13 protein-coding genes are annotated in these 13,350 nt (G+C 64.8%); 6 read left to right on the forward strand and 7 right to left on the reverse strand.

The window, feature by feature from the left end:
- Positions 1 to 130 precede the first annotated feature (130 nt).
- Both FIU86_RS05070 and FIU86_RS05075 read left to right on the forward strand, forming a co-directional pair.
- A complete protein-coding gene (locus FIU86_RS05070) occupies positions 131 to 892 on the forward strand; it encodes a DeoR/GlpR family DNA-binding transcription regulator (protein WP_152474076.1) in 762 nt (253 codons plus the stop codon).
- A gap of 269 nt (positions 893 to 1,161) precedes the next feature.
- A complete protein-coding gene (locus tag FIU86_RS05075) occupies positions 1,162 to 2,175 on the forward strand; it encodes an HWE histidine kinase domain-containing protein (protein ID WP_152474077.1) in 1,014 nt (337 codons plus the stop codon).
- On the opposite strand, the gene FIU86_RS05080 is transcribed toward FIU86_RS05075, so the two are convergent.
- The 5 genes from FIU86_RS05080 to FIU86_RS05100 form a co-directional block, all read right to left on the reverse strand.
- Positions 2,172 to 2,417, reverse strand: coding sequence for a MoaD/ThiS family protein (locus FIU86_RS05080; protein WP_152474078.1), 246 nt, complete (start codon positions 2,415 to 2,417; stop codon positions 2,172 to 2,174). The genes FIU86_RS05075 and FIU86_RS05080 overlap by 4 nt on opposite strands.
- Positions 2,418 to 2,596: 179 nt before the next feature.
- Positions 2,597 to 4,849: a xanthine dehydrogenase family protein molybdopterin-binding subunit gene (locus FIU86_RS05085; RefSeq protein WP_152474079.1), complete on the reverse strand. Its 2,253-nt coding sequence runs from the start codon at positions 4,847 to 4,849 to the stop codon at positions 2,597 to 2,599.
- Complete coding sequence (locus FIU86_RS05090; protein ID WP_152474080.1) at positions 4,849 to 5,328, reverse strand: (2Fe-2S)-binding protein; 480 nt, start codon at positions 5,326 to 5,328, stop codon at positions 4,849 to 4,851. Before FIU86_RS05090 ends, FIU86_RS05085 begins: the two co-directional genes overlap by 1 nt.
- A gap of 6 nt (positions 5,329 to 5,334) precedes the next feature.
- Positions 5,335 to 6,192, reverse strand: a complete 858-nt coding sequence (locus FIU86_RS05095; protein WP_152474081.1) for a xanthine dehydrogenase family protein subunit M — start codon at positions 6,190 to 6,192, stop codon at positions 5,335 to 5,337.
- 154 nt (positions 6,193 to 6,346) lie between these two features.
- Positions 6,347 to 7,228, reverse strand: a complete 882-nt coding sequence (locus tag FIU86_RS05100; protein WP_152474082.1) for a LysR substrate-binding domain-containing protein — start codon at positions 7,226 to 7,228, stop codon at positions 6,347 to 6,349.
- Positions 7,229 to 7,319: 91 nt separating this feature from the next.
- On the opposite strand from FIU86_RS05100, the gene FIU86_RS05105 reads away from it, so the two are divergent.
- From FIU86_RS05105 to FIU86_RS05115, 3 genes are all read left to right on the forward strand, one after another.
- Positions 7,320 to 8,474 carry an aromatic ring-hydroxylating dioxygenase subunit alpha gene (locus FIU86_RS05105; protein ID WP_152474083.1) on the forward strand — a complete coding sequence of 385 codons (1,155 nt, stop codon included), beginning with the start codon at positions 7,320 to 7,322 and terminating at the stop codon, positions 8,472 to 8,474.
- A complete protein-coding gene (locus FIU86_RS05110; RefSeq protein WP_152474084.1) occupies positions 8,471 to 9,661 on the forward strand; it encodes an aminomethyltransferase family protein in 1,191 nt (396 codons plus the stop codon). The genes FIU86_RS05105 and FIU86_RS05110 overlap by 4 nt, the downstream gene beginning before the upstream one ends.
- Before the next feature lie 115 nt (positions 9,662 to 9,776).
- The gene (locus FIU86_RS05115; protein ID WP_152474085.1) at positions 9,777 to 10,673 is read left to right on the forward strand and encodes a DMT family transporter; all 897 of its coding nucleotides are present in this window, start codon (positions 9,777 to 9,779) and stop codon (positions 10,671 to 10,673) included.
- Here FIU86_RS05115 and FIU86_RS05120 read toward each other — a convergent pair whose 3' ends face one another.
- Together FIU86_RS05120 and FIU86_RS05125 are read right to left on the reverse strand one after the other, a co-directional pair.
- On the reverse strand, positions 10,674 to 11,441 hold the full coding sequence (locus tag FIU86_RS05120) for an SDR family NAD(P)-dependent oxidoreductase (protein ID WP_152474086.1): 768 nt from the start codon (positions 11,439 to 11,441) through the stop codon (positions 10,674 to 10,676).
- Complete coding sequence (locus FIU86_RS05125) at positions 11,438 to 12,223, reverse strand: MBL fold metallo-hydrolase (protein ID WP_254703946.1); 786 nt, start codon at positions 12,221 to 12,223, stop codon at positions 11,438 to 11,440. Before FIU86_RS05125 ends, FIU86_RS05120 begins: the two co-directional genes overlap by 4 nt.
- 171 nt (positions 12,224 to 12,394) lie before the next feature.
- Here FIU86_RS05125 and FIU86_RS05130 point away from each other — a divergent pair, with 171 nt between their 5' ends.
- On the forward strand, positions 12,395 to 13,327 hold the full coding sequence (locus FIU86_RS05130; protein ID WP_152474087.1) for an ABC transporter substrate-binding protein: 933 nt from the start codon (positions 12,395 to 12,397) through the stop codon (positions 13,325 to 13,327).
- Positions 13,328 to 13,350: the final 23 nt, after the last annotated feature.

Consider the following 13,350-nt stretch of genomic DNA (forward strand, 5'->3'; position numbering starts at 1 on the left):
GTATGCAAGCTTTTTGTGCAGTGCTGACTGGTCTTTCTGCGGCTGCGAAAGGCGGTCTGGCCCCGGATTTTCCTTTGACATACGCGGATTTTCCGCGAAAACGAAAATACCGAAACCGACGCCAAGGTGCATGTCACAAACTTTTCGCCATCCCGAGATCCTCGAGATCGCCCGCACCGAGGGCAAGGTCACGGTCGAGGACCTGGCCGTTCGCTTTGGCGTGACGGTGCAGACGATCCGGCGCGACCTGACGGACCTGGCAGAGGCGGGACGGCTGGAGCGGGTGCATGGCGGCGCGGTGATGCCGTCGGGCGTTTCCAATATCGGTTACGAGGAGCGGCGCGACCTGAACGAGGCGGCCAAGCAGGCGATTGCGCAGGTCTGCGCGCAGGAGATCCCGGACGGGGCGTCGGTGTTTCTGAACATCGGGACGTCGACCGAGGCGGTGGCGCGGGCGCTGCTGGCCCATCGCGACTTGATGGTCATCACGAATAACATGAATGTTGCCAATATCTTGGTGGCCAATGCGGAATGCGAGATCGTGGTAGCGGGGGGCGTCTTGCGCCGCTCGGACGGGGGGCTGATCGGCAACCTGACGACACGGGCGATCGAGCAGTTCAAGTTCGACTACGCCGTGATTGGCTGCTCGGCGTTGGATGACGAGGGCGACCTTCTGGATTTCGACGTGCAGGAGGTGCATGTCAGCCAGTCGATCATCGCGCGGGCGCGGCGGACCTACCTTGTGGCGGACCATTCCAAGTTTCACCGCACGGCCCCGGCGCGGATCGCGTCGTTGGGCGAGGTCGACATGTTCTTTACCGACCGGCCGGTGCCCGCGCCGGTGGCAGAGCGGCTGAAGGACTGGGATACGGTCTGTCGTGTCTGCCGTTGAGGCGTTTTCGGTTCGGGTTCGTTTTATGGATTGCGGGGCGGCGTGGGTTTTCACCCACCCTACGCAATACGGCAGGGTCTGTTGCATCAGGCGAAACTGAGCGCCGCATCCATTTTGCCCTGGAAGATGCGCGAATTGCCGCCTGCGCCGCAGCGTGAAGAGCTTGCCTTGGACCCGACGGGCGGCGAAAACTTGCCTGAGAGTTAATATCCGCAGCCCGTTTAAACTGTGACATTGACGGTGCTATTCACCGGCCTGAAACAAATGCCATGACGAAAGACTTCAAGACCCCGCTGAACATTCCCCTGACATCCGACGACTTGGAACTTGGCCTCAAGGTCGCTCAAGTCGGATTGGGCAAGGTGGATTACCGTGCCGACACGCTGCGCTGCGATGCGCTGGCGGCGGAATTCTTCGGGCTGGACGCGGGCGTTGAAGTGTCGCGATCGGAATTGCACGCGCGGATCCACCCCGATGATTGGCCCCAGGTGCAAGAGGGACTGGAATGCCTGCTGTCGCCGGGCGATCCGTTGCAGGTGCTGGACATGACGCACCGTATTCTGACGCCGGATGGCCCGTTGCGCTGGGTCAATGCGCGCAAGCAGGTGACCTATGATGCCGAGGGAATGCCGGTGGAAGGGGTGTTCGCCGTTGTCGATATCACCGCGCGGGAAATGGCCGAGCAGCGCGCGAAGTTCCTGATTGGCGAGCTGGGACATCGGGCGAAGAACCTGATCACGGTTGTATCGGGGATTGTCCGGCAGCTGGCGCGGCACTCGCCGCCCGAAGAGATTGCCGACCGCCTCCTGGCGCGTCTGGCAGCGCTGAGCCGCAACCAGGAAGCGATGATGCACGATGCCGGCAGCCGTTTCGGGCTGCGTCAGATCTTCACCGAGCAGGTCAAGCCCTTTGCGGGGGCGGCGCGGGAGCGGGTGGTGCTGAACGGGCCGGACCTGATGATTTCCAGCAACGCGGCGCAGATCCTGGGCATGGTGACCCATGAGCTGGCCACGAACGCGGCGAAATACGGGGCCTTGTCGGAGGCCAGCGGACAGGTCGAGATGTCGTGGTCGGTCGAGGGGGACGAGCGGCCGGATTTCACGCTATCCTGGATCGAGCGGGGCGGGCCGGAGGTGAATGCGACGGCCAAGCCGGGCTTTGGCACGCAGGTACTGACGAAGCTGACCGAGGCGTCGCTCGGCGCCGAGACGGAGGTGTCGCTCGATCCGGAAGGCTTTGCGTTTCGCTTGCGGGCGCCTTTGAAGGCTTTGTCGTCGGATTAACCGCCCTTGAGCCGGGCCAACAGGACGACCTCGCTGTCGGGCCGGATGGGCTGGAACCAGCTGTCGTTGTAGACACGCCCGTCGATGGAGACCGACACGCCGCGGTCAAGCTGAGGTTTCAGGCCGGGATATTTTCGCGCCAGCCCGTCGAGCAGTTGGCGCAGGTTGTCGGCCTCGATCTCGACCTCGCGCCGGTCGTCGGTGAACTGGGCAAGCGAGCCCCATATCGTGACTTGTACCATGCCGGGTATCTTGGGGCGGGGAGGCCCCTGGTCAAGCCCGGGACGGAGTTTGCGAAGCATCTGGGCGTTGGCGCGCGGGGGCAGGCCCGGGACGCCTCCGGCGGGAGTATTTGGGGAACAATGAAAGCCGAAGCGCGTGGGCGGCCCCGATCCGGGGGTGGGACGGGGCCGCGGTGGTCTTACGTGTCCTGCATCGCCTTCAGCACCTTGGGCGGGGACATGGGCAGGTCGGTCATGCGTACGCCTGCCGCCTCGGAGACCGCGTTGGCGATGGCCGCAAGGGGCGGTACGATGGAGGTTTCGCCCACCCCGCGCACGCCGTAGGGGTGGCCGGGGTTGGGGATTTCCAGGATCACCGCGTCGATCATGGGCAGGTCGGAGGCCACGGGAATGCGGTAGTCGAGGAAGCCTGCGTTTTGCAGCGTGCCATCCTCGCCATAGATATATTCCTCGTTGAGTGCCCAGCCGATGCCTTGCGTGGCACCGCCCTGAAACTGGCCTTCGACGTAATCCGGGTGCACGGCCTTGCCGGCGTCCTGGAAGACGGTGTAGCGCAGGATCTTCACCGCGCCGGTGTCGGGATCGACCTCGGTGTCGACCATGTGCGTGGCGAAGGAAACGCCCGCGCCTTCGGGGTTGGCCTCGTGATGGCCGGCGATGGGGCCGCCGGTGTTCGACGCGATGGCGGCGATCTCGGCGAGGGTCATAGGGTTATGGCTGCCTGCATTGTGGCCGGTGGGGTGTACCGCACCGTCGCGCCATTCCACCGCGTCCTCGTCGATGTCCCAGAGCTTGGCGACGCGGCGGCACATCTCGCGCTTGGCGGCGCGGGCGGCCTCGATGGTGGCGAGGCCCACGGCGAAGGTCACGCGGGAGCCGTCCGTGACCTCGTTCTGGCCCAGGCTGCCTGTGTCGGCGACGATGGTGCGGACCTTGTTGTAGGGGATGCCCAGTTCCTCGGCCGCCATCATCGACATGGAGGCGCGGGAGCCGCCGATATCGGGATTGCCCTCGGAGACCGTGACCGTGCCGTCCGGCGTGACGTTGAGCGTCACACAGGTGTCGCCGCCGAAGTTGAACCAGAAGCCGCAGGCGACGCCGCGGCCCTGATTGGGGCCCAAGGGGGCCGTCCAATGCGGGTGATCCTTGGCGGTGCGTAGCGTCGCCTCCAGCCCGATGGCGGGGTAGGTGGGGCCATAGGACGCCTTGGTGCCTTCGCGGGCGGCGTTTTTCAGGCGCACTTCAAGTGGGTCGAGGCCGAGGCCCTTGGCCAGTTCGTCGATGGCGGATTCCACCGCGAAGGCGGCCATGGGCGCGCCGGGGGCGCGGTAGGCGGCCTGTTTCGGGCGGTTGCTGACGATATCCCAGCCGACGGTTTTCACGTTTTCCAGGTCATAGGGCGCGAAGGCGGACATGGAGCCCATTTCCACGGGCGAGCCGGGATAGGCGCCGCCCTGGTAGCGCAGTTCGGCGAAGCCGGCGGTGATGCGGCCGTCCTTGGTCATGCCGATGCGGATATCGACCGATGAAGACGCCGTAGGGCCGGTGGCGCGCAGCACCTCGGAGCGGGTCATGACCATCTTGACCGGGCGGCTGGATTTCTTGGCCAGCATCAGCGCCACGGGTTCGAGGAACACGGTGGTCTTGCCGCCGAAGCCACCGCCGATTTCCGAGGCGGTGACGCGCAGCTGGCCCTGGTCCAGGCCCATGATGGCCGCGCAGGTGTTGCGCACCATGTAGTGCCCTTGGGTGCAGCACCACAGATCGGCCTGGCCGTCCTGGCTCATCTGGGCGAGGCAGGCGTGGGGTTCAATATAGCCCTGGTGCGTGGCCTCGGTGCGGTAGCTGCGTTCGATGACCTCGTCGGCTTGGGCCAGCCCGGCGTCGATGTCGCCGTGGCCGAACTCGTAGCGGGCCATGATGTTGGGCGAGGACCCTTCCGGCACGGATTCGTCGGCGCGGCCTTCGTGGAGGACGGGGGCGCTCTCGGCGATGGCCTTGTCGACGTCCGTCACATGATCGAGCACCTCGTAGTCGATCTTGATCGCCTTCAGCGCCTTCTTGGCGATGTGGCCCGAGCTGGCGGCGACGGCGGCGACGGCGTGACCGTCATAGAGCGCCTTTTCCCCCGCCATGCAATTGTCGAGAATGTCGGCGGTGGCATCGTCATCGGTGATCTGCGCGAAGTCGGCGCGGGTGACGACGGCGTGGACGCCCTCGATCGCTTCGGCGGCCGACGTGTCGATGGACTTGATCCGGGCGTGGGCGTGCGGGCTGCGCAGCACCTTCCCGATCAGCATACCCGGTGCGGTGATGTCGGCGCCGAAGCGGGCCTTGCCGGTGACCTTGTCGATGCCATCGGGGCGCAGGGGGCGCGTGCCGACGACCTTGAACTGTTGGGTGTCCAGAACCTGTTTGCTGTCGAGTGCCATCACGATGCCTTTCTGAGGTCGGCGGCCGTGTCGAGCACGGCGCGGATGATCTTGTCATAGCCCGTGCAGCGGCAGAGGTTGCCGGCGAGCCAGTAGCGGGCCTCTTCCTCGGTCGGGTCTGGGTTCTTTTCCAAGAGCGACTTGGCCGCGACGAGGATGCCCGGGGTGCAGATGCCACACTGAAGGGCGGCATGTTCGATGAACTTCTGTTGCAGGGGATGAAGCTGGTCGCCGTCGGCCATGCCTTCGATGGTTTCGATCTCGGCGCCTTCGGCTTCGGCCCCCAGCATCAGGCAGGAACAGACGAGGCGGCCATTGACGGTGACCGAGCAGGCACCGCAATCGCCGGTGCCGCAGCCTTCCTTGGAGCCGGTCATGCCAAGACGGTCGCGCAGGACGTCGAGCAGGGTTTCATCCGGCTCGCAGAGATATTCCGTGGGGTCGCCGTTGATCTTGGTGGTGACGTGGATGTTGCTCATGGGGGCTTATCCTTCTGCGCGGGTCTTGGCGATGGCTGCAGCGCGGCGGGCCAGCACGCCGGCGACGTGGGTGCGGAACTCGACCGTGCCGCGCTTGTCGGCGATGGGGGAGGCGGCGGCGGAGCAGGCCTTGGCCAGTGACTCCATCGCGGCGTTGTCAAGCTTGGTTCCTAGGATAGCCTGCGCCGCGGCGTCGACCAGCATGACCTTGGGGCCCACGGCGCCCAGCGAGACGCGGGCGTCGGTGCAGGTGCCGTTCGCATCGAGCGCGAGCGACAGGCCGCAGCCCACCACGGCGATGTCCATCTCGGTGCGCGGGATGAAGCGCAGGTAGGCGTCGCCCGAGCGGTCGGGCTTGGCGGGCAGGAAGATCGAGGCGACGAATTCGCCTTTCTCCAGCGAGGTCTTGCCGGGGCTGGTGGGAATATCCTCGACCGGCACGTCACGGGTGCCATTCGGCCCGGCGACGCGGGCGGTGGCGCAGACGGCGACCATTGCCGGGACGGAGTCGGCGGCAGGCGAGGCGTTGCAGAGGTTGCCGGCGAGCGTGCAGCGGCCCTGTATCTGGGTGGAGCCGATGAGGTCGGCGGCCTCGCAGACGCCGGGGTAGTCGGCCTTGAGCTCGGCGTGCTCGTTCATTTCGGCCGAAGAGACCGCGGCGCCGATGCGCCAGCCGCCGTCCTCGGGCGTGATCTGGCGCAGGTCGTCGATGCGCTTGATGTCGAGGATGCTGTCCGGCTCGGCGTCGCCGGAGCGCAGGCGGACGAGCAGGTCGGTGCCGCCGGCGAGCACGCGGCAGTCGCCGGGATCGCCGCTGAGCAACTGGATGGCGTCATCCAGCGTGGTTGGCGCGAGGTAGCGCATGGGGAGACCTCTTGGCTTGGGGTGAGTCTGATGTCGACCGACAGTTAAACAGGCGGCGCGGGGCTTGCCAAGGCGGTGCTGCTGCGCGCGTCGGATTTGAGCATGTGGGCGGCGAGAAATGCAAAGGTCGAGGCGCGAAAGAGGGCGGAGCGTGTCAGGTTTCGGCCCGCAGCAGGCTCTGGGCCAGTTGACGCGCGGCCGGTTCGGCGGTGTCGCGCAGGATGAGGTAGTAGCCGAAGGGCGTGGTGACGGCGGTGTCGATGGGGCGGACGAGGCGGCCGGTCGTCAGGTCCTCGGCCAGTTGGCCTTCCCAGGCGAGCGCGACGCCGAGGCCCGCGCGGGCGGCATCCAGAAGCGCCATGTAGCTGTTGGTGCGCATCAGCGTGGTCGCACGGGTGGGATCAAGCCCGGCCTCGGTCAGCCAGATGCCCCAGTTCATCCAGTTCCAGTGCGTGTAATCGAGGTCGATGAGCGGGGCGGAGAGAAGGTCTTCGGGTGTGCCGAGCGGGGTGTGCGCGAGGAAGTCCGGGGTGCAGACAGGAAAGACCGCGTCGGCGAAGAGCCGCGTGGCGGTGAAGCCGGGCCAGTCGCCCGCGCCGTGCAGGAGGGCGATATCCGCCGTCAGAAGCTCGGCTTCCGTGTCGGAGGCCAGCAGGTCGAGCATGAGCGGCGGGCTGTCTGCCAGGGCTGGTGCCAGGCGGGGGGCGAGCCAGAGCTGGGCCATCGAGGTATCCGCGCCGAGGCGTATGCGGGGGCGGTCGTCGCGCTGTCTGAGGGCGCGGGTGGCCGCCGTCATGTGCTGAAGCGCGGCGCGGACGCCGATCAGCAGTTCGCGGCCCTCGGGGGTGAGAGTGATGGTGCGGTGGCCGCGTTCGAACAGTTGCGTGTCGAGCAGGGCCTCGAGCTTGCGCACACGCTGGGAGATGGCGGATTGGGTGACGGACAGCTCGTCGGCAGCGCGCGTAAAGCTGCCGAGGCGTGCGGCGGCCTCGAACGGTTCCATCAGGTCCAGCGGTGGCAGATGTGGTTTTGGCATAAGCTTGGCTTGGGCAAATTCATGAGAAAAGAGCGTTTGTCATGATCCCCGGTAATGGCTGAGACTGTCAACAGCCAGATCGGAGTAAGCCATGACCCTGCAGACGTTGAACCTGATGCCCGGCGACATGCCGTTCCGGGCCGATCCGAAGAATTCCTATACCTTGCCGGCGCGGTTCTACCACGACCCGGATATCTGGGCGGCGGAGAAAGACGCGATCTTCTACAAGACCTGGTACTATGCCGGGCATGTGAGCCAGGTCGCCGAGCCGGGGCAGTTCCTGACCGTGAAGATCCACGAGCAGAACGTCTTCGTGGCGCGCAGCCGGACAGGCGAGCTGAACGCGTTCTTCAACGTGTGTCCGCACCGGGGGCATGAGTTGGTCAGTGGGACAGGCAAGAAGAACATCATCACCTGCCCCTATCACGCCTGGGCGTTCGACTTTGACGGCAACCTGCGGTCGGCGCGGAATACCGAGAATGTCGAAGGCTTCCGGAAAGAGGAGTTTTCGCTGAAGCCGGTGAAGGTGGAGGTGTTCTGTGGCCTCGTTCTGGTCAATCTGGATGAAAATGCAACGCCATTCGCCGAACAGATGGGCGAATTGGAGTCCGAGATCCGACATTATGTCCCTTCGGTCGACGATTTGCAGTTCGCGCAGCGCGACACCTACGAGGTGGACGCGAACTGGAAAGTGCTGATGGACAACTTTCTGGAATGCTATCACTGCGCGCCGGCGCATCATGATTTTGTCGATCTGGTGGACATGGACAGCTACCGCACGATCACTTGTGGCCTCTATTCCAGCCAATGTGCCGGGCAGCCGCGGACGATGAACGCGCGGGCCTACAAGTTCGAGGCGGGTGACGTTGATTTCGGGTATGCGGGTTGGTTCGTGTGGCCGAACTTCACCATCTGGGCCTATCCGGGCGAGGCGAACCTGTCGGTTTTGCAAATGAACCCTACCGCGCCGGAACACTGCGTCGAGTACCAGGACTGGTTCGTGAAGGACGGCGAGGTCACGCAGCAACTGCGCGATGCGATCAACTATCAGAAGGACGTGTTGCAGCCCGAGGATATCGGATTGTGCGAGAGCGTGCAGAAGGGGCTGAAATCCAGCGGGTACAACCAGGGGCGTTTCGTCGTGGACGAGGGGCTGACCGAGTTGAGCGAGCACGCGGTGCACCATTTCCAGAAGCTGGTGGCCGATGCGCTGGGCGCGCGGCTGGATCCGGAGGCGGGCGCATGATGATTTCGAGTGACGGGAAGACCCGGGACCTGATTACCTCGCGGCCCGGGGCCGGATGGGATTTCAACCTCAACCGTCATGCGTATCACGATATCGAGGCGAAACACGGCCCGCATTACTGCGTCTATAACCGCCGGTTCATGTGCGTCTACATGGACGATCTGCCGACCGACGAGGGGTATTGGCTGTTGCGGACCAAGGCCGCGTGCCTGCACACGGGCGAGTGGCCGATCGAGTTCAAGGGGCGGGATGCCGAGACGCTGATGGATTACCTGTTCGTGAACAATATCGCCAAGGTCAAGCCGGGGCGGTGTGGCTACGGGATTGCCTGTTTCGACCATGGTGGCCTGATCGTGGACGGGGTGTTCGTGCGGCTGGCCGAGGATCGGTTCTGGTACGCGCAGGCGGACGGAGATTTCGTCAACTGGGCGCGGGCACATGCAAAAGGCATGGATGTGCAGATCGCCGACCCGAGGGTCAACGTGAGCCAGATCCAGGGGCCGTTGGCGATGGAAATTCTGCAGGATGCGGCGAAGGACGGGATCCCCGACCCGTTCGGGTATTTCGGCAGCGCCTGGGTGGATTTCGGCGGGCAGGACGTGCTGATCACCCGAACAGGATACACCAATGAGCTGGGCTGGGAGTTCTATACCGAGCCGCATCATGACGCCGCCGCGCTTTGGGCGCATCTGGAAAAGGCGGGGGCGCCCTATGGAATGCGGATGTTCGGGCTGGATTCGATGAATATCCGGCGGATCGAGGCGGGTATCCTGAACGCCAATTCGGATTTCGACGAGACCACCACGCCCTATGACGTGGGTCTGGGCGGGTTCGTGGCCATGGACAAGGGTGATTTCATCGGCAAGGCGGCATTGGAGAAAGCCGACAAGGGGCGGCGTTTGCATGGCATCGTCTGCCCGGATGGCGAGCCGCGTGTGAATGGGCGCGTGGAGTGGAACGGCAAGGTTGCTGGCCGGGTGACGGCCGGGGCGACTTCGCCCTATCTGGGGCACGGCATCGGCTATGCGCTGATGGACAGCACCGAGGCCGGGCCGGGAACCGACCTGATGGTCGAGGGGCGGGACGGCAAGATGTATGCCGCGACGCTGGCCGAGACGCCGCTTTACGACAAGGCCTGTGAGATTCCGCGCGGCAAAATCGTGGACATACCTGACCGGGCGGCCTGACGCGACATTCGCGGCAGCGCGCGGTACGGATGCGGAGGCAGGGCCGGGGTGCCTTGCCTTTGCGCTTTGATGATGCCTGAGTGGCAATTGAGACACGCAACGAAGGAGATGCGCGGTGGCCGAGGGCAACAGCAGGGCGGTCCTGTCGGGACTTTTTGCCGGCTTGTGCTGGGGCATATTCTGGTTGCCGCTGCGGATGCTGGAGCAGGCGGGGCTGGATGCGCCCTGGGCGATGGTGGTGTTCATGGTGCTGCCCGCGCTGATGAGCCTGCCGGTGATGTGGGTGCTGCGCGCGGATTACGGCCAGGGACTGCGGCCCTTGTTGGGGGGCGTTCTGGCGGGGGTGGCGTTCGCGCTGTATGCTGCGGGGCTGCTTTACACCGAGGTGGTGCGGGCGGTGCTGCTGTTTTACATGACGCCGATCTGGGGCTTCCTGCTGGGCTGGATTTTCCTGGGTGACCGGATGACGTGGTATCGCTGGCTGTCGATCGGCGTGGGATTGCTGGGGCTGGTGGTGATCTTTGCCGATGACACGGGCCTGCCGCTGCCGCGCAATGCGGGCGACTGGTGCGGGCTGGTGTCGGGGATGTTCTGGGCGGTGGGCTGTACGCTGATCCTGACGGAACGGCGGGTGCATATCCTGACGCACGCGGTGAACTTCCTGGTGGTCGGTGCCATCGTCGCGGTGTTGGTGGCGGGGCTTGCCACGGCGCAGGGGATCGCGGCGGTGCCGGAGAGGGGCGCGGTGCTGTCGCCCATGGTGTGGTTCCTGCCGGTGGCGCTGATCCTGATCCTGCCCGGATCCTTTGCCACGATCTATGCGCCGTCGCGTTTGAACCCGGGGCTGGTGGGGCTGCTCTTCATGACAGAGATCGTGGTGGCGACGGTGACCGCGGCACTGTGGGCAGGTGAGCGGTTTGGTATACAGGAGTTGGTGGGTTTGCCGCTGATCCTGTCGGCGGGGCTGATCGAGCCGGCGGTCATGGCATGGCGGGCGCGGCGGGTGATCTGATCACCAGTGGGCGCCGGCGTTGATCTGGATGTCTTCCATGGTGAGGCCGGGGGCGGCGTCGGAGCACAGGAACGCGACGATGGCGGCGACCTCGTCCGGTTGGACGAGGCGGTTTTGCGGATTGGCGCGGGCCAGTGCCGCGATTTCATCGGCCTGTGTGGTGCCGTTCTGAGTTGCCATGGTGGTGGCCGACTCGCGCAGCATCTCGGTTTCGACCCATGTGGGGCTGACGGTGGTGCATGTGACGCCGTGGGGCGCGCCCTCCAGGGCGACCGCGCGGGAGAGGCCGAGCACGCCGGACTTGGACGCGCAATAGGCGGGGTGGTCGGCGACCGCCGATGTGGCGGCGGTCGAGGCGATGTTAACGATGCGGCCCCAGCCCGACGCCATCATGTCGGGCAGACACGCGTGGATCATCAGGAAGGTGCCGGTGAGGTTGGTCTCGATCACGTCGTCCCAGGCGTCGAGGTCGTGGTCGGAGACGGTCTGGTGCCGGGTGACCCCGGCTGCATTGACCAAGATCTGCGGCGTGCCGAACTGATTTTTGACGGAGGTGCAGAAGGCCGAGACCGAGCCGCGCTGGCGCACGTCGAGCGGGGCGACGAAAACATCTGCGCCGATCTTGTCGCGGGCCATATCCTGAAGCGATGTGTCGTCGCCGCGGCGAGCGCCGATGGCGACGGTATGACCGGCGCTGTGCAACAGGCGAGCGGTGGCGAGGCCGATGCCCGCCAGCCCGCCGGTGATGATGGCCGTTCGGTTCGTCAATGCGGCCTGCTCCTTGCGATCATGTCGGCGAGCCACGCATCCGCGTCGCCCAAACGGCGGCCACCGTCGCGGTATTCGTCGAGAATTTCAATCATCTTGTCCCTGCCGAAGGATTTGAAATGCCCCGCATGGACGGTGATGACGTCGAGCTCGCGCAGGCGGGCGTGGGAGTCGGCCAGCATCTCCGGGTCCGAATGGTCCATGTCGTCGATGAGGTCGCCGTCATAGACCACGTCACCGCTGAACAGCAGGCCGGTCTTGGCCTCGTGCAGCGCGATGGAACCGGGGCTGTGGCCGGGCAGGTGGAAGACGGTGAAGACGCGGTCGCCGAGGTCGATCACGTCGCCTTCGTCCAGCAGGGCAGAAAGGGGCGCGGGCTTGACCGTGTAGAGCTCGTACGAGAAGCCCTCGAACGGCAGCGCAGTGAAGGTTTCGGCGCGTACAAAGCCCGCGTCGGCGTAGGTGTTGGCGGGGGTGGGGTTGGCGATGATGTCAGACTCGGCGCTGTGACCGCAGCGATGGTCGAATTCGTTCAGGCCGCCAGAATGATCGAAATGCGTATGGGTAACGATGGCGCTGAGTGGGCGTTCGGTCAGCTGTGCCAGTTCCCGCGTCATCGGGCGCAGGCCCATGCCGGTGTCGATCACGAGGTCGCGGTCGCGCCCTTGGATGTGCCAGATGTTGCAGCGCAACCATGGCGCGACATGCGGTTCCCAGATGAGCGTGACGCCATCGCCCATGTCTCTGGTCTGAAACCATTTTTCGGCAACTATCAACGGCACGGCATCCTCCCTGTCGCTATGCTCATGAAACCGGCAGCCGCGCCGCGGACGCCTGATAGCAGCCTTGTTTTTATTAACTCATTGGTCAACAAACATTTCTGCTTGGGTCCACGTTGCGGACGTCGCATGATGGCGACCATGATCTGCATCAATAAAAACAGGGAGAGAACGATGAAGATGAAATCTGTCTTGTGGGCCGCGAGCCTGTCACTGGCCGGGGCCGGGATGGCGCAGGCCGAGACGGTGCGCATTCCGATCAACGAATGGACGGGTCAGCATATATCGGCGCATATCACCGGCACGCTGCTGAAAAAGGCCGGGCATGACGTGGAATACGTGACCGCCGGCGCGGTGCCGCAATTCGCCGCCATCGCCAATGGAGACCTGCATTTGCAGCCCGAGGTCTGGACCAACAATGTGGGCGACATCTATCCCAAGGCGGTGGAATCGGGTGACATCACCGTGGTGGGTCAACTGGGCCTGCAGCCGCAGGAAGGCTGGATCTATCCGCCTTACATGAAAGAGAAGTGTCCCGGCCTGCCGGATTACGAGGCGCTATATGACTGTGCACAGGCCTTTGCGGCCGCGGACACCTTCCCCAAGGGCCGCCTGATCACCTATCCCGCTGATTGGGGCACCCGGTCGAAAGACGTGGTGTCGATGATCGACATCCCGTTCGAGCCGGTCGCGGGCGGATCGGAAGGCGCGATGATCGCCGAGCTCAAATCGGCCACGGCGACGCAGGATCCGATCCTGATGATGTTCTGGCAGCCGCATTGGCTGTTTGCCGACATGGAGATGGAATGGGTCCAGTGGGACGCGGCCGACGGTGAGTGCGTCGAGGAAGAAGGCCAGGAGCGCGGGGCGGCTTGTGGCTTCCAACAAGCCTCGATCGACAAGATCATCAATGCCGAGTTTGCCGAGGCGAACCCGGGTGTGGCGGCGGTTTTCAACGAAATATCCATCGACAACGAGGTGCAGAACGCGCTGATGCTGGAGATCGACCAGAAAGGCCGAGATCTGGAAGAGGTTGTGGCCGAATGGATCGATGCCAACGAAGAGACCTGGGGTCCCTGGGTCGAGGCCGGAAAGGCTGCGCAGTAAGGTGCGCGTGGACGTATCGGAAA

The organism is Roseovarius sp. THAF9, from assembly GCF_009363715.1.
Classification (GTDB): Bacteria; Pseudomonadota; Alphaproteobacteria; order Rhodobacterales; family Rhodobacteraceae; genus Roseovarius.

Excerpts from the sequence above, each read along its gene's own strand:
- FIU86_RS05070 (WP_152474076.1), top strand. The coding sequence starts at position 131 with ATGTCACAAACTTTTCGCCATCCCGAGATCCTCGAGATCGCCCGCACC.
- FIU86_RS05075 (WP_152474077.1), top strand. The coding sequence starts at position 1,162 with ATGACGAAAGACTTCAAGACCCCGCTGAACATTCCCCTGACATCCGAC.
- FIU86_RS05080 (WP_152474078.1), bottom strand. The coding sequence starts at position 2,417 with ATGGTACAAGTCACGATATGGGGCTCGCTTGCCCAGTTCACCGACGAC.
- FIU86_RS05085 (WP_152474079.1), bottom strand. The coding sequence starts at position 4,849 with ATGGCACTCGACAGCAAACAGGTTCTGGACACCCAACAGTTCAAGGTC.
- FIU86_RS05090 (WP_152474080.1), bottom strand. The coding sequence starts at position 5,328 with ATGAGCAACATCCACGTCACCACCAAGATCAACGGCGACCCCACGGAA.
- FIU86_RS05095 (WP_152474081.1), bottom strand. The coding sequence starts at position 6,192 with ATGCGCTACCTCGCGCCAACCACGCTGGATGACGCCATCCAGTTGCTC.
- FIU86_RS05100 (WP_152474082.1), bottom strand. The coding sequence starts at position 7,228 with ATGCCAAAACCACATCTGCCACCGCTGGACCTGATGGAACCGTTCGAG.
- FIU86_RS05105 (WP_152474083.1), top strand. The coding sequence starts at position 7,320 with ATGACCCTGCAGACGTTGAACCTGATGCCCGGCGACATGCCGTTCCGG.
- FIU86_RS05110 (WP_152474084.1), top strand. The coding sequence starts at position 8,471 with ATGATGATTTCGAGTGACGGGAAGACCCGGGACCTGATTACCTCGCGG.
- FIU86_RS05130 (WP_152474087.1), top strand. The coding sequence starts at position 12,395 with ATGAAGATGAAATCTGTCTTGTGGGCCGCGAGCCTGTCACTGGCCGGG.